Origin of the sequence: Rhizobium sp. T1470 (assembly GCF_042140505.1) — a bacterium.
In the GTDB taxonomy this organism is placed as follows: domain Bacteria; phylum Pseudomonadota; class Alphaproteobacteria; order Rhizobiales; family Rhizobiaceae; genus Rhizobium; species Rhizobium favelukesii.
The window spans coordinates 39,847-57,244 of record NZ_CP148095.1 but is presented as its reverse complement, the minus strand read 5'-3'; the positions used below and the strand labels follow the sequence as shown (position 1 = coordinate 57,244).

Annotated in this window: 20 protein-coding genes and 6 pseudogenes; 18 read left to right on the top strand and 8 right to left on the bottom strand. The window is 57.0% G+C overall.

Features of this window, described 5'->3' with window-relative positions; all coding sequences use genetic code 11:
• Positions 1-87 precede the first annotated feature (87 nt).
• Positions 88-228: a hypothetical protein gene (locus tag WGT02_RS38615; RefSeq protein ID WP_208245121.1), complete on the bottom strand. Its 141-nt coding sequence runs from the start codon at positions 226-228 to the stop codon at positions 88-90.
• 460 nt (positions 229-688) lie between these two features.
• Here WGT02_RS38615 and WGT02_RS38610 point away from each other — a divergent pair, with 460 nt between their 5' ends.
• The 8 genes from WGT02_RS38610 to WGT02_RS38575 all read left to right on the top strand — a co-directional run bounded on the left by WGT02_RS38610 (position 689) and on the right by WGT02_RS38575 (position 3,414).
• Positions 689-916: a hypothetical protein gene (locus WGT02_RS38610; protein ID WP_208245123.1), complete on the top strand. Its 228-nt coding sequence runs from the start codon at positions 689-691 to the stop codon at positions 914-916.
• Positions 900-1,385, top strand: coding sequence for a lysozyme (locus WGT02_RS38605; protein ID WP_208245125.1), 486 nt, complete (start codon positions 900-902; stop codon positions 1,383-1,385). The genes WGT02_RS38610 and WGT02_RS38605 overlap by 17 nt, the downstream gene beginning before the upstream one ends.
• Complete coding sequence (locus tag WGT02_RS38600) at positions 1,382-1,603, top strand: hypothetical protein (protein ID WP_024318935.1); 222 nt, start codon at positions 1,382-1,384, stop codon at positions 1,601-1,603. The genes WGT02_RS38605 and WGT02_RS38600 overlap by 4 nt, the downstream gene beginning before the upstream one ends.
• Positions 1,600-1,998 (top strand): hypothetical protein, encoded by a 399-nt coding sequence (locus WGT02_RS38595; protein WP_208245127.1) that lies wholly within the window; start codon positions 1,600-1,602, stop codon positions 1,996-1,998. Before WGT02_RS38600 ends, WGT02_RS38595 begins: the two co-directional genes overlap by 4 nt.
• Positions 1,919-2,230, top strand: a complete 312-nt coding sequence (locus WGT02_RS38590; protein WP_024318937.1) for a hypothetical protein — start codon at positions 1,919-1,921, stop codon at positions 2,228-2,230. The genes WGT02_RS38595 and WGT02_RS38590 overlap by 80 nt, the downstream gene beginning before the upstream one ends.
• A complete protein-coding gene (locus WGT02_RS38585; RefSeq protein ID WP_208245129.1) occupies positions 2,227-2,550 on the top strand; it encodes a hypothetical protein in 324 nt (107 codons plus the stop codon). The genes WGT02_RS38590 and WGT02_RS38585 overlap by 4 nt, the downstream gene beginning before the upstream one ends.
• Positions 2,547-2,858 carry a hypothetical protein gene (locus tag WGT02_RS38580; protein ID WP_208245131.1) on the top strand — a complete coding sequence of 104 codons (312 nt, stop codon included), beginning with the start codon at positions 2,547-2,549 and terminating at the stop codon, positions 2,856-2,858. Before WGT02_RS38585 ends, WGT02_RS38580 begins: the two co-directional genes overlap by 4 nt.
• Before the next feature lie 124 nt (positions 2,859-2,982).
• On the top strand, positions 2,983-3,414 hold the full coding sequence (locus tag WGT02_RS38575) for a hypothetical protein (protein WP_024318940.1): 432 nt from the start codon (positions 2,983-2,985) through the stop codon (positions 3,412-3,414).
• 689 nt (positions 3,415-4,103) lie between these two features.
• Here the strand turns inward: WGT02_RS38575 and WGT02_RS38570 are convergent.
• Positions 4,104-5,120 (bottom strand): IS30 family transposase, encoded by a 1,017-nt coding sequence (locus WGT02_RS38570; RefSeq protein ID WP_208245180.1) that lies wholly within the window; start codon positions 5,118-5,120, stop codon positions 4,104-4,106.
• A gap of 299 nt (positions 5,121-5,419) precedes the next feature.
• Here WGT02_RS38570 and WGT02_RS38565 point away from each other — a divergent pair, with 299 nt between their 5' ends.
• The gene (locus WGT02_RS38565) at positions 5,420-6,157 is read left to right on the top strand and encodes a hypothetical protein (protein WP_208245133.1); all 738 of its coding nucleotides are present in this window, start codon (positions 5,420-5,422) and stop codon (positions 6,155-6,157) included.
• A 6-nt stretch (positions 6,158-6,163) separates the two neighbouring features.
• Here the strand turns inward: WGT02_RS38565 and WGT02_RS38560 are convergent.
• Positions 6,164-6,841 (bottom strand): annotated as a pseudogene (locus WGT02_RS38560) (ISNCY family transposase); the annotation flags it as partial.
• On the opposite strand from WGT02_RS38560, the gene WGT02_RS38555 reads away from it, so the two are divergent.
• The 4 genes from WGT02_RS38555 to WGT02_RS38540 all read left to right on the top strand — a co-directional run bounded on the left by WGT02_RS38555 (position 6,811) and on the right by WGT02_RS38540 (position 10,147).
• Positions 6,811-7,149: a DUF5372 family protein gene (locus tag WGT02_RS38555; protein WP_210362994.1), complete on the top strand. Its 339-nt coding sequence runs from the start codon at positions 6,811-6,813 to the stop codon at positions 7,147-7,149. The pseudogene WGT02_RS38560 and the gene WGT02_RS38555 overlap by 31 nt on opposite strands.
• Positions 7,150-7,331: 182 nt before the next feature.
• Entirely contained in the window at positions 7,332-7,781 is a 450-nt protein-coding gene (locus tag WGT02_RS38550; protein WP_225040398.1) for a helix-turn-helix domain-containing protein, read from the top strand.
• Positions 7,782-7,803: 22 nt separating this feature from the next.
• Positions 7,804-8,073 (top strand): hypothetical protein, encoded by a 270-nt coding sequence (locus WGT02_RS38545; protein ID WP_225040396.1) that lies wholly within the window; start codon positions 7,804-7,806, stop codon positions 8,071-8,073.
• Positions 8,063-10,147 (top strand): recombinase family protein, encoded by a 2,085-nt coding sequence (locus tag WGT02_RS38540; protein ID WP_208245135.1) that lies wholly within the window; start codon positions 8,063-8,065, stop codon positions 10,145-10,147. Before WGT02_RS38545 ends, WGT02_RS38540 begins: the two co-directional genes overlap by 11 nt.
• Here WGT02_RS38540 and WGT02_RS38535 read toward each other — a convergent pair.
• A pseudogene (locus WGT02_RS38535) lies at positions 10,121-10,477 on the bottom strand (ISNCY family transposase); the annotation flags it as partial. The gene WGT02_RS38540 and the pseudogene WGT02_RS38535 overlap by 27 nt on opposite strands.
• Before the next feature lie 64 nt (positions 10,478-10,541).
• On the opposite strand from WGT02_RS38535, the pseudogene WGT02_RS38530 reads away from it, so the two are divergent.
• The 3 genes and pseudogenes from WGT02_RS38530 to WGT02_RS38520 all read left to right on the top strand — a co-directional run.
• A pseudogene (locus WGT02_RS38530) lies at positions 10,542-10,790 on the top strand (IS110 family transposase); the annotation flags it as partial.
• The gene (gene tnpB / locus WGT02_RS38525; RefSeq protein WP_318246625.1) at positions 10,779-11,111 is read left to right on the top strand and encodes an IS66 family insertion sequence element accessory protein TnpB; all 333 of its coding nucleotides are present in this window, start codon (positions 10,779-10,781) and stop codon (positions 11,109-11,111) included. The pseudogene WGT02_RS38530 and the gene tnpB, both read left to right, overlap by 12 nt.
• 75 nt (positions 11,112-11,186) lie before the next feature.
• A pseudogene (locus tag WGT02_RS38520) lies at positions 11,187-12,617 on the top strand (IS66 family transposase); the annotation flags it as partial.
• Between the two features lie 28 nt (positions 12,618-12,645).
• On the opposite strand, the pseudogene WGT02_RS38515 reads toward WGT02_RS38520, so the two are convergent.
• Together WGT02_RS38515 and WGT02_RS38510 are read right to left on the bottom strand one after the other, a co-directional pair.
• Positions 12,646-14,710, bottom strand: a pseudogene (locus tag WGT02_RS38515) (recombinase family protein).
• Complete coding sequence (locus WGT02_RS38510) at positions 14,703-14,879, bottom strand: hypothetical protein (protein WP_208245142.1); 177 nt, start codon at positions 14,877-14,879, stop codon at positions 14,703-14,705. The pseudogene WGT02_RS38515 and the gene WGT02_RS38510 overlap by 8 nt, the downstream one beginning before the upstream one ends.
• Before the next feature lie 300 nt (positions 14,880-15,179).
• Here WGT02_RS38510 and WGT02_RS38505 point away from each other — a divergent pair.
• Both WGT02_RS38505 and WGT02_RS38500 read left to right on the top strand, forming a co-directional pair.
• Positions 15,180-15,362, top strand: a pseudogene (locus WGT02_RS38505) (transposase domain-containing protein); the annotation flags it as partial.
• Positions 15,363-15,376: 14 nt separating this feature from the next.
• Positions 15,377-15,772, top strand: a complete 396-nt coding sequence (locus WGT02_RS38500) for an IS630 family transposase (protein ID WP_375680034.1) — start codon at positions 15,377-15,379, stop codon at positions 15,770-15,772.
• A gap of 327 nt (positions 15,773-16,099) precedes the next feature.
• On the opposite strand, the gene WGT02_RS38495 is transcribed toward WGT02_RS38500, so the two are convergent.
• Positions 16,100-16,660: a hypothetical protein gene (locus WGT02_RS38495; RefSeq protein WP_208245144.1), complete on the bottom strand. Its 561-nt coding sequence runs from the start codon at positions 16,658-16,660 to the stop codon at positions 16,100-16,102.
• On the bottom strand, positions 16,660-17,388 hold the full coding sequence (locus WGT02_RS38490) for a dTMP kinase (protein WP_208245146.1): 729 nt from the start codon (positions 17,386-17,388) through the stop codon (positions 16,660-16,662). Before WGT02_RS38490 ends, WGT02_RS38495 begins: the two co-directional genes overlap by 1 nt.
• Positions 17,389-17,398 lie beyond the last annotated feature (10 nt).

The following is a 17,398-nucleotide window of genomic DNA, read 5'->3' as shown; positions in this document are numbered from 1 at the left end:
CATAAAAGCACAACCGGCCATTGCCGGCACGTCAGCCAATAGGCGTAGATTGTCTACCTGTCAGCGAAAAATCACTGGCCGCTCCGTTCAAAAATCGAACGCCATATTGTCCTTTGCGTAGCTTTTGCGAAATTCTTCTTCCCAGGGGTCGAAGAATTCCTCGCCTTCAGGCAGCGGTGCACGTACAGGCGGTTCGTCGCTTTCGCGTTGTTTCTCAGAATCGAGCATTGTTTCACCTCTCAGCCGCAATTAACCGGATGAACGTTTGAGGGCTACTATGGGTCGAACACTTATCTGGGGAGGTTGACAAATTACGTGAGTGGTCTGTCGCGCCCGGCCTTCAACGGAGAACGTATCTCACCACGTACCGAACCACGGCCGGCGCGGCGACGATAATCACGACTACTAGGCCCAACCAGCGCCTACCGTAGGTAAAATACACCCACGGGAGCACGGACCATAGACCGTAGGTGAACAGCGCGGCAGCGAGCGCACCCAGGATGATGGTCGCACGGCCGTACCGAGCGACGTTCTTCGGATCGTAATCGGGCGTATTGATTTCTGCGCCTCTTCCTTTGGTTAGCGCCTCTTCTTTACCACGCAATCTGGAGCGTTTTTATGGACCGCAAGCATTTCTTCGATGCTGTGCTGCCAGCTTAACGGACGCTACAAAAATCAGGACATCCCCATGAAACTCATCCCCGACTGGCGCCGGGTGCTTTCGCGCGCCTGGTCGCTGCGGCTCATGGAGCTCGCGGCGCTGGCCGACATCATCCTCAATCTGGTCCCGGCCGTGTCCGACTACCTGCCGTGGTGGCTGACGCTGCTGCTGCTTGGCGGGGCGTACGTCGGCCGCATGCTGGCGCAGCCTGAAGCGGCGGAACACAAGGAAACCACTGATGAAAACAAGGCTTAAGGCCGCGGGCGGCGGCCTAGCAGCGCTGACGCTCGCAGGATCGATGGCAATCCAGACTGTCGGCGGCTTTGAAGGGCTGCGGCTCTACGCATACCGCGACGTGGTCGGCATCTGGACCGCTTGCTACGGCGAGACCAAGGACATCAAGCCGGGGATGAAATTCTCCAAGGCGACTTGCGATAACATGCTCGTTGACAGCCTCATCGTGCATGAGCAGGGGATGCGCGCGTGCCTTAAGGCACCAGACGCATTGCCGATCGAGACCTACGTCGCCGGTCTGTCTCTCACCTACAACGTCGGTGTCGGCACGTTCTGCAGGTCCACTGCGGCCCACAAGTTGAACGCTGGCGACATACGAGGCGCGTGCGATTCACTCACCATGTTCAACAAGGCGGGCGGCCGAGTAGTGGGCGGGTTGGTAAAGCGGCGCGCGCAGGAAAAGGCGCTTTGCCTCAAGGCGGTCGCATGAACTCCACCAAAATCACCAACTACATTTTCTACGGTCTGGCGATCCTTTCCTCGCTCGTGGGCGGCCTGCAATTGTTCGACTGGTCTGCATTCCTGACGAAGGATCAGACAATCGCCGTCATGAGCGGGATCAACGCTTTCGGCGCGATTATCAAGGGCTGGATAGCGACCGCTGAAGTCATGGCCAAGCAGATCGCCGCCGCGCAGGTGGCGCAATGATCGGCGCAATCGCAAGACTCCTTGGCGTCGACAAGTGGCTTGTCAGCGCCGTCGGCGCGCTGGTCCTCGCCGCTTTTGTCTTCTTTGCGGCCAGCACAGCCTATAACCGGATTTACGATTCCGGATATCAGGCTGCGGCCGGAAAATTCACGGCAGAAATCGCCGAGATGAAGCGGCAGGCCGTAACGGCGCGCGATGCTGAGATCGAACGGCAGTCTGCAGCGCAGGACGCAGCCAAAGCTCGCGAGGCTACCCGCATTGCTGCGATGCAGTCCGAAAGCGAATCCCTCCAAACTCAAATCGAGGAGCTACAGCGTGAAGCTGACCAAGATCCTGATGCTGGTCGCGTTGTGCTTAGCGCTCCCAGCGTGCGCCGCATCAACCAGATCCGATAAGCTGGTCGTCGTCCCGCCGTTGCCCAAGCTCACCAAGCCGGACAGCGTATTGCTCGAGCGGTGCGTCGGGCCTGTCGACCTGGGCGACAAGGAGCTAACTCTGGCACTCCTTGAATATTACTGGAAGAAAGACCGGGCCAGACTACTATCGTGCGCCCGCAAGCACCTCGAGCTACGTGACTTCTACGCCGACCGCGACGCCGGACTGACGGGTAAGGTGGTGACGAAATGACCACGATTAAATTGCGGTGCGATACCGCCGACCTAGAAGACTACTTGTCAGCGCTTTTCGCGGCGAGCGAGCTTCTTCCGGAAATCCGCCAAGGTCTTGTCGGCCTTCTTGATTCCGGCGAAGAGCTTTTCTGCGTCCACAGTGACTGCCTTGCTGCATCCGTCACAGGTGAATTGCTTGTTCGCTTTCAACCAAGCGACGCTCTTCTTCGTCTTCTGTCCGCATCCGGGGCATGGAATGTTGATTTCAACATCTTCGAACATGCAACTTCTCCGATTGATGATTCGAATGTGATCACAGCCCGCGAGGCTTCGCAATGACGCCAGAAGAAATCATGAAGGTGGTGCTGTTCTTCCTCACGGTCGCCGGCGCCGGCTGGGCGATCTGGTGGCGCATTGAGGGCAAGGTCGCGGAAAACCGCAAGGACATCGAAAGGGTCGCAGAAACGTTGGCATCCCACAAGCTTCACGTGGCCGAGCAGTACGTTTCAAAGGCTGGGCTTCGCGAGACGACTGACCAGATCATGGAGGCGATCAGCGGGGTGAAGGCGGCTGTCGACAATATGACGCTCCGCGTAGATCGGATGGTCGAGAACCAGTCGAACTCGCGAACGCAAAATCGCTCATAGATAAGGCGGCAATACCTCTTTTGGATGACGTAGTGCATCTTAAGGTTTAAATATTATGGCGTTTCTATTCAATTTAAACTGGCGTCCGTTATACCGAAGTGCAACTAGGTTGGAGGATGATGCAATGCGCAATCTTTTGGTCAGCGCGTTTCTCGCTATACTCTTTGCCGTATGCGCGGAACGTGCGAACGCCTATGACACGAGCGGCGTTCACGCATTCTTTAATGATGACAAAAATCAGTTCGTAGATCTTTGGCTCAACAACGATGGCAACGTCACTATAAAGGCTAGTAATGGCAGGCCTTGGAGACCGATGTGGGTAGTCGCACATGCGAACTTCATGTCTGGAGGTCAGAGCGTCGCGAAGAAGGATTATCATGTCTATTGCCCTTCACCAAACGCTGGCGGAAAGGGTGCCGAAACGTGGTTCAAATTTGTGGGGCCGGGCGTTTCCGGAATCGACAAGATTGGTCTCAGCACTAACAAAGAGAAGCCCTGGGGGAAGCCGAAAGGCGAATGGACAATCATGATTTCCACGTCGGCTCCCGCTCCTTAAGCAATCAGGCCGCCTCCTCCTTAATCGGGGAGGCGGCTTTTTCTGTTGTGCAATATTAGTCACGTCGTGATCAGTCCTGGTGCGCCAGGCAGCCTGCTAAAAAGCTACCGATACGGTTGCAGTGATCTTGCCGCCGATTCCTCCAAAGCCAATGTCAATGTTGACACATACCTCTGCACATATCTTAGCACCGCCAACAGTCTGACAAACCTTGAGGCACTTCTTGAATTTTTTCTCGACTACGCCCGAGTCTGGAGGAACTACTACCGGGTGGATAGGTGACAACCATTCGGAGCCGACCAGGCTCGTCTTTTCGCTCCGTCGCTTGCTCTGCGTCGTGACCCTCCTCCAACGAAACTATGGAAGCTCCCACCAGTTCGGAGGGAATCTTTAATCCGAATGCTCTCGCGAGATGCGTAACGTCCTCGTCGCCAACGAGTTTACCATCTCCTATGCGCTCGGTGAGTTCGACGAAAAACCTTCCCGTGTTCGCAACGGTGTCCATACCATCAAGAAAAAGGTTTAGGGGCATTTCTCTGGTCCTTTCAGGTGCAAAGAACTCATGTCGAAGAGATGGGAGCCAGCGGGGGTGGAGGCATGCTCAGACCTGCGACGAAGTGGCGCTTCGAGCACAACATATTCGGGCCATTGAGCGGTGGAGAAGCTAACCCAAGTGCATCACGCCCGTTTTACAGGGTAGGGGATCGCGTCTCATCGTGCAAATGCGCCACGAACACCTCGGCTGGGGTCTTATAGCCAAGGCATTTACGGGGTTGGTCGTTCAGATGACGTGCGAGTTGGATCAGGTCGCGTTGTGACACGGTGGCCAGATCTGTAGCTCCTGGCATGAAGCGGCGAATGCGTTTGTTGGCGTTTTCCACGGCTCCCTTTTGCCACGGCGCACTAGGGTCGCAGAACCAGCTACGCGCGCCGATCCCTTCTTCCAAAGCCCTGAATCCGACAAACTCGGTACCGCGATCAAACGTGAAGCTTTGACGCGCAAAGGCCGGCAAAGGAGAAAAAGCCCTGATGATCTTGTCCATGATCGGGCGAGAATGCCGGCTTGGATTCTTGATGAGAACGGTGTAGCGGCTCTTGCGCTCCACGAGGGACGTGACATTGGCATGGCCGAGTGGACGCTCAAAGATGAGGAGGTCGCCCTCCCAATGTCCAAACTGCGATCTATCTCCAATAAAATCAGGACGTTGGGATATGCGGTGCGTGGCTGGAAACGCACCGTCGCGCGGCTTCCTGGAGCGCAGTGGACGACGTTTGCGACGCGCTTCCGGTAGATACTGATAGAGGCCAAGCCCATAATCTTCCTTGCTGTAAATGAAGCGATAGATTGTCTCTTTACAGACGCGGACGAGGCTGTGCCTCTCCAACAACAGGCGCCCGGCGATCTGCTCCGGAGACCAGCGTGCCTCCAACTGGTTGATGATCTGCGTGCGTAAATTCGGGTGCCGCCGCAACTTTCTCAGCCGGCGTCGCCGTTCCTTAGAGATATCGTGGGCTACCGTGCTGTAGTAGCCGTCGTAGTCCGGCAGTGCACGATCGCTAAACGTGTTGCGCTTGATCTCGCGGTAAATCGTCGAACGATGGCGGCCAAGCTGACGTGCCATTTCGTTGACGGGAACTTTTGCCGCCACCAGCTGATGTAGGCGTCGTCGGTCGGCGAGAGCAAGCTGCGTATAGCGTCGGGACATGCCAAACTCCAAAGTGAAGCCGTTGAAATCATTGGCATGTCGCACTTGAAAATAGAATGTACCCCCTTACATTTTTTTGTCAAAGCTGATTAGAGATGCGGCGTCGCCAGCGAGTTAGAAACGCGACACTGGCACCGACGATCAGCCCCCGATCCGACCGGCTGGGCCGGGTTGAGAGGGAGGAGCGGGGGCGGGTGAGACGCACCCCTTCGGCTTTAGCTTTCTCACTAGCAATTGTTCTTTTACCGCTCGATACTCGCTGGCACTTGCATGGCGCAGTTGGGGATCAAAGCCGCACGATGCTTCCGGAAATCAACCTGCAAGGTGACGTCGACATCGCCGCGCTGTCACCACTTCTTCGCGGCATGCTTCTTTCGGTTGCCTATGCCGACGGTGAGGGTGGCATAGGATTGACGGCGACCGGCGCCATGAACCGCAAATTCGTGCATTGGGCCGCTGTGCACTTCCTCTGGCCAGGATTCACAGCCGAGGACCTCTACAGCATGAACAAAGTACTCAATGAAAGCGACATGCCGCCGCTTTGGGTCGTGCGCGACATGGCCCGTCATCTGAAGCTTCTTCGCCGGAAAAAGGATGTGCTGCTGCCAACCAGACCCGGCCGGGAGTTTTTGGGAAACCCGCAAGCCTTCTTCGATCTGGTCGCCACGGATTATCTCTATTCGTATGTCCACGCCACCGAGCGGGAAGAGGAGGTCCGAGCGCGCTTACGCTGGTGGCGCCTGTTCCTCAATCTTCTCAATATCAAGGCCAGAGAAGGTTGCACGCCAATGGACGTTGTGAAGATCCTCTATCCAGACCTGGCGCCTCTGTCGGACACCGAAATGACCATAGAAGCTTGGGAGTTGAAATCCGACCTTCAGTATGGCGTCTTCCAACGCTTATGCTGGCTCGGCTTGCTCTATGAGGCACGAGAGGGGCTCACTCTTCTGCAGGACGGATCCTTCCACAAGACGCCACTTTGGGCAGCTTGCCTGCAGTTGGAATCGGATACGCAAAGCGACATCGGCGTGCATTGACGATCTTTATTCCGCCGCTGGCTGCCTCAATAACGCTTTCTCTCGCCGCGCAATCACCGCAGGATCATTCATGAAATCCGTCCTCGGCCCCGGCTTGCGGCCACGCTTCTGGTAGCCGTTGGCTGTGCTGCCGTCGCGAATGCCGAACATATGATCCTTCTGCCCGGTGCGTCGGGGGCCGCTCTTGCTGCGCTGCTGTTCTCTGCCGGCCTGCAACTCGGCGACGATCGACAGCATGTCGTCCAGCCGCTTGTTGTCGACGACCTCGGCACGATGCACCGAGCGCAACGTATCGAAGGTCCTGTAGGGCAGGGCAAAGCTCTCGTGCATGATCTCGAGCCGACCGTCCGGATAATCGCAGACAATCACCTTCTGGCCCGCCAATGGCTTGGAAATCTCGGTTGGATCGAGAATGAACAGCACCTTGTCGTAGCGCAGCGTCAGCGATTGCGACAGCGTGCGCACTTCCTTGCGGCACATGGCACCATCGAGGTTCTCATGGTCGGCCAGCGGCCGGTGCATGTCTTTCGGATTGCGTGGCGGCTTGCCGAAACGAGTGTTGAAATCTGTAATGAACTCAGGCGCATAGGCATTGGCAGCTTCGATCGTATCGATGCCGCGAAGCCGCATCTCCTTGACCAGCCGATCCTGCAATGTCTGGTTGGCACGTTCCACCCGACCCTTCTTTCAAGTCCAGGACTGCAGGTCGTGCAACTAGCCAAGCGCGCATAGAGTTCGAGATAACGCACCCCTATCATCCATGGCGTGGCCAACGTTTCGTTCTGGCGACGCGCAAGCAGAACTGGGGCGAAGACCGCGTCATGTTCTATGACGCACGAGGACGGCTGCGTTCGCTGCCGGCCTCGTGGACCGACGCCGATGAGATCGACGCATTCCGCCAGATAGCCGCAGGTCGGTCCTTCTCGCGTCCGGACGATCTGTCGGCGCTGGCTTCATTGATTGCTCACATCAAGGACCGCCATAGAGAGTGAAGATGCGTCAAGTAAATTATGCGCAAATGTCAAGGTAATTATGCCGCTCATGTGATGTTTGCGGGCGGCTTCCTTATGAGAATCGTCATGATAATGCTACAATTTTGGCTAAAAGTTCGATATAATTCAATTGACACTCAAGCCGGTAGCGGCATATTTTACATTACACACAGGAGGCATCCATGGCCAAAGAAAGCAAGCCCGATCGCCTGCGCCAGATGGGCGCTCTCAACCCCAGACCCGACGGCGTCCGCGCCCCCTGGTTCCGGGAAGCAGGTTTCTTCGATCCGCTCGATCTCGTGCAAGTGAAGTATGAGATGCTTCGTCACGCCCGCGAAGACGACACCAACAAAGTCGATGCCGCCGCGCTTTTCGGACTGTCTCGGCAGACCTACTATCAAGCGGAGGCCGCGTTCGAGCGCGATGGCATTGCCGGCCTCTTGCCGCGCACCCGCGGGCCCAAGTCAGCCCACAAGCTTACTGGCGAGGTCATGCGTCTCGTCGAGGAGCATCTCGAAGCGAACGGTGAACTACAGGCCCGTTCGCTGGCGGACCTGGTGCATACGAGACTGGGCATCAGCGTCCATCCTCGTAGTATCGAACGTGCGGTGGCGCGTAAAAAAAAACGATGACGAGCGGACGCACGCAATCGCCATGCCGGCGAACGGCAAGGATGTTTACGAAGCGCTCCGCGCCGATGTTGTTTGCGGCACGGCTTGCGCCAGGCGCGTGGGCGCCATCGTCTTTCACGGACTGTGGCGCGGCCTGGCAGTGCTGATCGCGCCACATCAATCCATGATAGCGCGACAGCCGTCGGCGCCTCGGCTCAAGACAACTTCACTGGTCGCGCACGATCGCCAGCTCGTGCACATGCTCGCCAATATGGTGCTGGCAGCAGAGACAGGAGGAAGCCATGTCTACTGATAATGCCTTGAAGATTAGTGCCGATCACCTGCGGCGCGATGCATTTCTCTACGTCCGCCAGTCCTCCCTTCGTCAGGTGTTCGAGAACACCGAGAGCACGAAGCGGCAATATGCACTGCGAGATCGCGCGGTGGCGCTGGGTTGGCCGATTGAGCGCGTCCACGTCATCGACAACGACCTCGGCCTTTCCGGTGCACAGTCGCAGGACCGCGACGGATTTCAGCGCTTGGTGAACGAGGTCGCGATGGGGCACGCAGGCATCGTGCTGGGACTGGAAGTATCTCGCTTGGCTCGCAACAATGCTGACTGGCATCGCCTTCTGGAGTTGGCTGCGATGTCGCGCACGCTCATCATGGATGAAGATGGCGTCTACGACGCGTCGTCGTTCAACGATCGTATGCTGCTCGGCCTCAAGGGCACGATGAGTGAGGCCGAACTGCACATCCTGAAGTCTCGACTGCAAGGCGGCATTCTTAATAAGGAGCGTCGTGGCGAGCTCGAATTACCGTTGCCGATCGGACTGGTTTACACGCCTGATATGCGCGTGGTGCTCGATCCGGATCGCCAGATTCAGGACACGGTGCGCATGTTGTTCGATACCTTCCGGGAGGCGGGCTCAGCTTGTGCGGTCGTGCGCCGTCTGCGCAGCGAGAAGATCCTGTTTCCTCGGCGCATCCGGCGCGGTATCGGCAAGGGTGATGTCCTTTGGAGCGAGATCGATCACTCCCGACTGCTTCAGATCTTGCACAATCCACGATACGCTGGCGCTTTCGCATACGGACGTACACGCACTGCCTACAATGCCAAGCTCAAGTCCGTACAACAGAAGATGCCGAGGTCCGACTGGCAGGTGCTCATCCTTCAGGCCCATGAAGGCTATATCTCCTGGGATGAGTTCGAGCGCAATCAAACAAGCCTCCAACAAAATGCAGTCGGTTTTTCTCCGGGCCTGCGGGGTCGTATGCCTCGCCAGGGCAACGGCTTGTTGCAAGGACGAGTTTTGTGCGGTCGCTGCGGCGCCCGCATGCGGGTCCATTATGAACAGTTCGAGGGCAAACTCCGTCCCTATTACGTCTGCAACGAGGCCGTCGTTCGTCACGCTGGAAAGACCTGCCAATGGGCAAGAGGACCAGCGATCGATGAAGCGGTCAGCGCGCTGCTGCTCGAAGCAATGGCACCAACGGCGATAGAGGTCGCGCTGGCGGTGCAGGAGGAGATCTCACAACGTGTCGAGCAAGCCGCCTCGCTGCGCGACAAGCAGTTACAGCGCGCCCGGTATGAGGCTGAACTCGCACGCCGTCGCTATCTAAAGGTCGATCCCGACAACCGCTTGGTTGCCGACGCACTCGAAGCGGACTGGAATGGCAAGCTACGCGACCTCGATGCGCTTCAGCGCGAACATGAGCGTCAGCACGAGAAAGACCAGTCATTGCTGGACGGCCCTACGCAGGAACGGATCCGGGCGCTGGCCGCAGATTTTCCTAGCGTCTGGAGCAACGAACGCACGAGCGCCGTCGAGCGTAAACGCATGCTTGGTCTCCTCATCGAAGACGTGACGCTATTGGTTGACCAGCAGATCAATATACATATCCGCTGGCGCGGAGGTCGCACACAAAGCTTGGCAGTAGCTCGCCCCCGGCCCATGGCCGTGATCCGCAAGACCCCGGAAACGGTCGTAGCGCTGATCAACGAACTGCTGGAGACCGACAACGACCAGCAGATTGCCAGTCGTCTCAACGCACTCGGGCATCGTAACTGGCGCGATGAGCCATTTACGTTGAAGAAAGTCATGCTCGTTCGTCGAGCCTACGGATTGAAGACTCGGTTCGAACGGTTGCGTGAGAGCGGCATGCTCACCGGCGAGGAAGTGGCTCGTCAACTTGGCGTCAGCGCCACAACCATCCATCAACTCGGTCGCGATGGCGTTCTCAAGCGCCACCGTTATGCGACCAACCATCGTTACCTGTATGAGCCTCCGGGAAACGTCAGACTCGCAAAAGGCGTCGGCGGTCGCTATGGTAGCCGCCAGCCCCGGCTAATTGACGCTCAACCAATCCAACAAGGTGCATCGTGATGTCTGCTCCTTGGCCTGCGGGGTGTTGGCGCAGATGATATCGATGTTCAGCTCATAGAGCGCCCGACCGAACTGCGTCAGGCCGCTCGTGCGGTCTTTCTCCGACGCATGGGTGGAGCGAAAAACGCCGTGCTTGTCGCTGTAGAAGGCCAGCGGCTTGCCCCATTGCTGCAGATAGGCCTTCGTCGCATGCAGATAGTCGAACGTGTTCTCCGATCCGGCAAAGCGCAAATGCAAAAGCTTGCCGGTGGCGTCATCGATATAGACGAGCAGGGCGCATTTGGGGCCGCGGTTCTCGAACCACCAGTGATGCGAACCGGTGGAGTGGACGCCCCCCGACGGCATCAAATGTGCCAAAGTGCGGGTGTGCTTAGAACCAGCAAGGAGGACGTCCATGAACGAGATTAGCATCATTGGCTTGGATTTGGCAAAGAACGTATTCCAAATCCACGGCGCTGGCCCAGACGGAAGGGTGGCCCTGCGTAAGAAACTGAACCGCGGCAGATTGCTCGAGTTTTTCGCCAAGCTACCCACCTGCGTGGTCGCGATGGAAGCCTGCGCCAGCGCCCATTATTGGGGACGGGAGATCGGTAAATTGGGCCATGAGATCAAACTGGTCAACCCGTCCTATGTGAAGCCCTTCTTCCTATTATGCGGTGCTCCGCATAATAGGAAGGGCGCTGCGTCGTTGATGGCCTTGGTGAGGGATGGCGGCCTTGATCCATTCAGTGGCGCGCTCTTTGTCTTCCGCTCGAAGCGGGCAGACCGGATCCGCATTGTGTGGTGGGACGGTACAGGTATCTGCCTTTATGCAAAAATTCTTGAGGAAAATGGTTTTTGCTGGCCAGCGCAATCAGCCACGCGCATCCGTCTCGACCATGCGCAGTTGATGGCACTTCTGGCCGGTATGGACTGGAAAAGGATCAGGCCTGCCCAAGTGCGCAGACCGCTTTCGACTGGCTGAACAGGCCTGCGGCAAGATGAATCATGTCGCTGTAAGTGTTGGGAAATCGGCTGATTTTATGCTTTAGTGCATCTCATGATTTTACCTGGTTCCGACCTTCCTGACGACGTCGAAGCGCTGAAAGCGATGATCATCGCGATGAGCGCAGAGAAGGCTGCGACTGAGGCCGAAATCGCCCGAATGAAGGCTGTCCAACAGAAAGCCGACGAGCGGATCACCACTTTGACGGCGATCTTGAAGGTTTTGCAGCGTGCCCAAAATGGTACGCGCTCCGAGCGTCTGCGGCTGGCGATAAATGACGAGCAGATAGACTTCGCTTTTGAGGAGGTCGAGACTGGCCTTGCCGCGATTGATAGCGAACTTGGCCAGGGAGACAAAGACCGGCCGAAGAGGGCAGCGCGGCCTCGCAAAGGTTTTGCCGCGCATCTAGAACGTATCGAGGAAGTCATTGAGCCGGAGATCCCGGAAGAATGCCAGGGCTTGGAAAAGGTTCTGATCGGTGAAGATCGATCCGAGCGGCTCGATGTCATACCGCCGAAGTTCAGGGTTATCGTCACACGCCGCCCCAAATATGCGTTCAGGGAACGTGACGGCGTGCTGCAGGCTTTGGCACCAGCGCATATCATCGAAAGCGGCCTACCGACGGAACGGTTGCTTGCCTATATCGCCGTGTCGAAATACGCCGACGGTCTTCCACTTTATCGCCAGGAGGCGATCTATCTGCGCGACAGCGTGGTTCTCAGCCGCTCTTTGATGGCCCAGTGGATGGGGCATCTGGGCTTCGAGTTGCGGATCTTGGCGGATTACATCCTGGAGCGCATCAAAGCCAGTGAGAGGGTCTTTGCGGACGAGACGACGTTGCCGACATTGGTTCCCGGCTCTGGTAAAGCGATGAAGGCGTGGCTCTGGGCATATGCCTGCGATGACCGAACGTTTGGCGGGTCCGGTCCGCCGATGGTTGCCTATCGCTTCGAAGACAGCAGAGGTGCCAAGTGTGTCGCGCGTCATCTCGCCGGGTTCAGCGGCATCCTGCAAGTTGATGGCTACTCGGCCTACACCGGCATGATAAAAGAGCGCGCCAAGTCCGGCAGCAATGAAACGATCAAGCTGGCCGGATGCTGGGCGCATTTACGTCGTAAGTTTTATGAGCTGCACGTCGGCGGTATCAATGAGGCTGCGACAGCGTCGATTACAGCCATGACGGAACTGTGGAAGGTTGAGGACGAGATCCGCGGCAGTGATGCCGAAGCCCGTGCCACGCGTCGTCAGGAGACGTCCGCCGCCATCGTCGCCGATCTCTTCCAATTGTGGGAACAGGAGCTTTCCAAAGTCTCTGGGAAGTCCAAGACTGCTGAGGCGATCCGCTATGCGATGACACGCCGGGAAGCGCTGGAGCGCTTCTTGACCGATGGCCGCATCGAAATCGACTCCAACATCGTTGAACGCGCGATCCGGCCCCAAACAATTACAAGAAAAAATAGTCTCTTCGCTGGTAGCGACGTTGGCGCGTCATACTGCTCATCTGATGATGTCCTTATAATAAAAGGGGATTTTGAACCAGATCCTGAGATCTCGGGCGCCGTGATCGCCTGGCATCGGCTTCGCGGCGCACGACGTCGTGCTGGAGGTCGGAAAGTCGAACGATCCAAGGCGCCCCGGTGCATAGCTGGCGCGCCGGAAGGGCGCCGCTGCTGACCATCCGATAGGCCGTAGCTCGACTCACCTTCAGAATGTCCGCGGCCTCATCGAGGGTTCTCTCACCGCGTTCGGCCCGCTCACCTTCTCGATAGACGGAGATACCATGGATGTTGCGAAGACTGCAGACGTGGCTTCGCGTCCAGCTGGCGCCATGCCCGGTCCGCTTGCCGGAACGGTTCAGGATCGCTGCGATTGACAAATCAGGTAACTGCCTGGCCAAAGCGCGCACGAGATCAACGACATCAGCCTTAACTGCCCAGCGGGTCTGGCCGATCTTGTTCTTCCTCACTGTCATCCGGGTATGATCGCCACCTTGCCAATGAATGATGATCGCCAATGTGTCGTCGACGACATCGACGATAATTTCCGTGATCAGTAACCGAATGATCTTTTTGCGCGTCTCGGTGGATACACTGGGGCTGTCCCATGCCTGCCCCAGGTCGCTACCGAGCTTCATCAGTCTTGCACGGTCATCTGCCGATAGTGCGGGCATGTCACGGTCGGTCGAGAGCGTCTCAAGCTCGATCTCTAGGTCACGCAATTGGATCAGCTTCTCATTCCAGCGCCTTTCCAACTCGCCCGCGACCAACCGATTGTCGGGATCGACAGCGTCATACTGGCGGCGCGCCCGGGCAGCCTCGTATTGTGCTTGCTTGATTGAGTTCTCGAGTTGCTGATGCTTATCGCTATGACGCTGAGTGTGCGCCTCCATTGCTCGCAAGGCCGCCTCGATTCCGAGAGGTTGCAACCGTTCGAGAACCTCCTGCGCGACGGCCCGATCAACTCGCATGCCACCGAAGCCGATACAGTTGCCGACCGCCATGTCGCCGAACGTGCCGCGACAAACATATCGCTGCGTATTGCCGCCTTTCCCAGAGTATTGAATATGCAGTCGGCGACCGCAGCGACCGCAGCGGAATAGTCCGGGCAATAAAGCTTCGCCACGTCTTATCGATGTAGCTTTTTCCATTCGCATTCTCGGCGATCAGATGCTGATTCCTTTCAAACTCGGCCCAGCTAATATAGCCTTCATGATGGTCGTGGATCAAAACCTCCCAGTCCTTCGAATTACGCCGCAACGTATCACGGGTGACCCGTTTGCGCCCATCCTTGATCATCACACGTGTCGCACGCCGGCCGTAGGCGTAGGAGCCGGCGTAGACCGGGTTTGTCAGTATGTGATGAAGGGTGTGATAAACCGGAGCTTTCCACTCGATCGGCCGTTTGCCGCGCCCTTGAATGACAGACGGGACCAAGACATTCTCTTGCCTGAACCAGAGCAACACCTGGCGGACGGTCTGCAGTTCGGCGAATTTGCGAAAGACGAGCAGAATGCTCTCCTGAACGCGCCGATCTGGATCCTTCTCGACACGGGCATCATCCGTCTTCACGTATCCGACGGCAACGGTGAGATGAAGGTCGCCGCGCCGCGCCTTTTGGCGCATGGCCTCGACCGATCGTTGCCGAAACACGGATAACTCCATCTCGCTCATAGTGCCCTTCATGCCAAGAAGGAGACGATCGTTAGGCGAGCGCGGATCGTAAATAGCCTCTTCATCGACGATCAGAGTGCCGACCAGACCACAAAATTCCAGCAAGGTGTGCCAATCACGGCCATTGCGCGCCAGACGTGAGGCCTCAAGCGATACGACTGCTCCCACCCGACCTTCACATATCGCCGCCAACAGCTTCTCGAATCCCGGGCGGGCCGTGCCACCTCCGGATCGTCCAAGGTCATCGTCCACGATCTCGACGGTCTCCCAACCCAACTGTCGAGCACGCTCGACTAAGCTGTACTGCCGTCTTTGGCTTTCCAGATTATTGGCAACTTGGTAGGCCGTCGACTGCCGGACGTAGACGAAGGCGCTAAGGCTAAGATGGTCGGCAGTGATCTTACTCATTGCCCGCCTCCTTTCCGCCGTCGGCGCGCCGCTTGCCGGCCAGCTTTGCCGCCGCTTCTGTCAACAGTAGTTGCAGGAGTGTTAAGGCTTCCCGGCGCTGGGTGTCGCTCAGGTCTACCGGCCGGGCTGTCACGAACAGATCCAATTGCATGCGAAATTGCTTTCTCATGGCTTATCCCTTCGGCTTCTTGCACCGAGCGACAGGGTACGAGAGAATCAATGAAAGCGCGCAGTTCAATAAGCTTCGTTGCCGAAAGGCGCGGCTCGGCTACAATCTCGATCGAACTTGCCGCAGGATCAAACATCCATGCGGGGATTTGAAATGAGCCACCATGGACTTGTCGAATCAGCAGATAATGAACACCTTCGTGCTCATCGCTGCCGGTTACCAATACGGTTTGGTCAACCAGTGGAGGGAAGGGATAAGTGACCTTGGATTCGAATGCCAGAAACCCGGCATTATGAACCCGGCTTCGAGGGCGGTGGACGGACTTGGGCGACGCTGGCCACGCTGCTGCAGACGGCCAAAATGAACAACGTCGATCCGCTCGGCTGGCTCTCCCAGACCTTGACCCGCATCGCTCAAGGCTGGCCGGTATCCGAAATCGAGGCGCTCATGCCGTGGAACTTCAAGCCTGACGCCATCGGCTAACCGCTTACGCTGGAATTGACCTGCTGACAGGCAAGGTCCACGCGCTCGTCAAGGATCGCCACCGCAGCCGCGAGTTCATCGAATTCCTCAAGCTGCTCGATGCCGCCTATCCGGCCGGCACCGCCATCAAGTTGATCCTCGACAATCATTCCGCACACATCTCGAAAGAAACCAGAGCCTGGCTCGATAAACGACCGGCAGGCCGCTTCGAATTTACCTTCACGCCCAAACACGGATCCTGGCTCAACCTGATCGAGGGCTTTTTCTCCAAGTTCGCCCGCTCCGTCCTGCGTCACATCCGGGTGACCTCAAAACATGAGCTTAAGGAACGCATTATGGCCGGTATCGAAGACGTCAATCGCCATCCCGTCATCCACACATGGTCCTACAAGCTCGCCGACGCCGCTTGATATGATTCGAACCACGAAAACGCTGAACTAGTATCGCGACAAACGACCTACACGAGGCGGTAAACGATATGCACGATATCAAACATTGTTTTGACGCTTTTCATGAAAGTGTACTCGGATACTACCGCGACATATCAAATTACATACCTCGCCCCACTGTGGATTACTTCGCGCTCTAGTCCAATAAGGCAAAGTCACGGTCGTTGCTGGAGGTTAGGCAGGCGCCGACCGCGGAACCGCAGTTTATCCTCTCATTAGAGGGGACTTCTCGCTGCTCGGCCGCCGAGCAGAACAGGGATAAAATCAGAATAGTCTATGGCCCAGATCCTAATCCAGCTCGCGTATTTCACTCGGGAGGAGGTAGTGACTGACTTCATAAAGCTTTGGGCACTCAAGACGAATTTTCTTAATCAGTATTTCATCGGGCTCTACCAAGCGGAAAACCCCAAGGAGATAGCAGGCCACCATTGCCTTATGCGCACCAATGCCCGGAAGCCGCTCGAACCGATCTTGCATCTCCTCAATTGATAAGGGTGCGGCCCAGATTCGCCGCGGATCGCCATCGAACTCGGTCAGGATAAAAGACGCCGCAGCCGTTATGCTGCGACCGACAACTCTTGGGAACCGATGCAAAGCGGGCCGCGTTGCAATCCTCTCCACTATTGTGTCGTGCATCACAGCCAAGGCTGACGCTTCGATCGAGCCAATCCTTTTTTCCAGCTTGTACGGCGCCGCCCAAGACCGGGCTGAATCCTGCGCGTAGTTGAAAATCAGGCCATAAATGAACGCACTGGCCAACCGCGATGTTGTCGGTGCGTGCGGAATCTCCAGTCGAAAGTCATCCAGATCGGTTTCTGTTCCGGACGCCTGTCGCTCGTTCTCTGACATCAGCGCCTTCCGCTAGGTACGGACCGCAGCGGGCGCGTCGATGTCATAGTTGCACGTCGCGACCTATGACTTGCTAAAACGCCAGCGATCGAATTTACCACGTGCGCAGCAACCTCATCGGCAGAAAGCCCGCCGGCGTCGACTACGAACCAATTGTGGCGTCTCGCCAAGCCCAGGTAGCTTTGGCGAACACGAGACTGGTAGGCGATGAAGTTCTCGGCCGTTTGCCCTCTCAGCCCATCGAGGTTACCGCACTCCGATGGCCCGAAAATCTTCTTCCTTTGGGCGGCTTGGGCTGGTTCGATGTCAAGGAACATTGTCATATCTGGTCGTGTTAAGCGTTTGTAAGTTTCATCGAGACTGACGCTTTCGATGCCAGGCTTCAATGAAAATCGCGCGATCAACTTGTGATACCACGTATCCAGTATGACCATATCATGGCTGTGCAGAGCCGGTTGGATGACTGCTGTGTCAACGATTTCGTACCATGCTGAGGACAACCGAAGCCAGTGATCCGTCGAAAAGACTTCCCGATTTTCATCTTCTCCCGTTTCCCACAAAATCGACGCAAAACGTTGCATGTAGCCAGCAAGCGCCGACTCCCGGATACGCGGTCTCTTTGGCGCAATCAATATCGCGTCGACCCCCATCGCACAAATCCTGTCCACCGCCATGGCCGCAATGGTTGATTTACCTGCGCCGTCACCACCTTCGAATGTCACCAACATTATCAGCCTT

Bases quoted from the DNA above. Each gene is read 5' to 3' on its own strand.
- WGT02_RS38495 (WP_208245144.1), bottom strand. From the start codon at position 16,660: ATGTCAGAGAACGAGCGACAGGCGTCCGGAACAGAAACCGATCTGGAT.
- WGT02_RS38585 (WP_208245129.1), top strand. From the start codon at position 2,227: ATGACCACGATTAAATTGCGGTGCGATACCGCCGACCTAGAAGACTAC.
- WGT02_RS38540 (WP_208245135.1), top strand. From the start codon at position 8,063: ATGTCTACTGATAATGCCTTGAAGATTAGTGCCGATCACCTGCGGCGC.
- WGT02_RS38580 (WP_208245131.1), top strand. From the start codon at position 2,547: ATGACGCCAGAAGAAATCATGAAGGTGGTGCTGTTCTTCCTCACGGTC.
- WGT02_RS38575 (WP_024318940.1), top strand. From the start codon at position 2,983: ATGCGCAATCTTTTGGTCAGCGCGTTTCTCGCTATACTCTTTGCCGTA.
- WGT02_RS38610 (WP_208245123.1), top strand. From the start codon at position 689: ATGAAACTCATCCCCGACTGGCGCCGGGTGCTTTCGCGCGCCTGGTCG.
- WGT02_RS38615 (WP_208245121.1), bottom strand. From the start codon at position 228: ATGCTCGATTCTGAGAAACAACGCGAAAGCGACGAACCGCCTGTACGT.
- WGT02_RS38555 (WP_210362994.1), top strand. From the start codon at position 6,811: ATGTCTGGTTGGCACGTTCCACCCGACCCTTCTTTCAAGTCCAGGACT.
- WGT02_RS38600 (WP_024318935.1), top strand. From the start codon at position 1,382: ATGAACTCCACCAAAATCACCAACTACATTTTCTACGGTCTGGCGATC.
- WGT02_RS38565 (WP_208245133.1), top strand. From the start codon at position 5,420: ATGCTTCCGGAAATCAACCTGCAAGGTGACGTCGACATCGCCGCGCTG.
- WGT02_RS38570 (WP_208245180.1), bottom strand. From the start codon at position 5,120: ATGTCCCGACGCTATACGCAGCTTGCTCTCGCCGACCGACGACGCCTA.
- WGT02_RS38545 (WP_225040396.1), top strand. From the start codon at position 7,804: ATGCCGGCGAACGGCAAGGATGTTTACGAAGCGCTCCGCGCCGATGTT.
- WGT02_RS38510 (WP_208245142.1), bottom strand. From the start codon at position 14,879: ATGAGAAAGCAATTTCGCATGCAATTGGATCTGTTCGTGACAGCCCGG.
- WGT02_RS38490 (WP_208245146.1), bottom strand. From the start codon at position 17,388: ATGTTGGTGACATTCGAAGGTGGTGACGGCGCAGGTAAATCAACCATT.
- WGT02_RS38605 (WP_208245125.1), top strand. From the start codon at position 900: ATGAAAACAAGGCTTAAGGCCGCGGGCGGCGGCCTAGCAGCGCTGACG.
- WGT02_RS38550 (WP_225040398.1), top strand. From the start codon at position 7,332: ATGGCCAAAGAAAGCAAGCCCGATCGCCTGCGCCAGATGGGCGCTCTC.
- WGT02_RS38595 (WP_208245127.1), top strand. From the start codon at position 1,600: ATGATCGGCGCAATCGCAAGACTCCTTGGCGTCGACAAGTGGCTTGTC.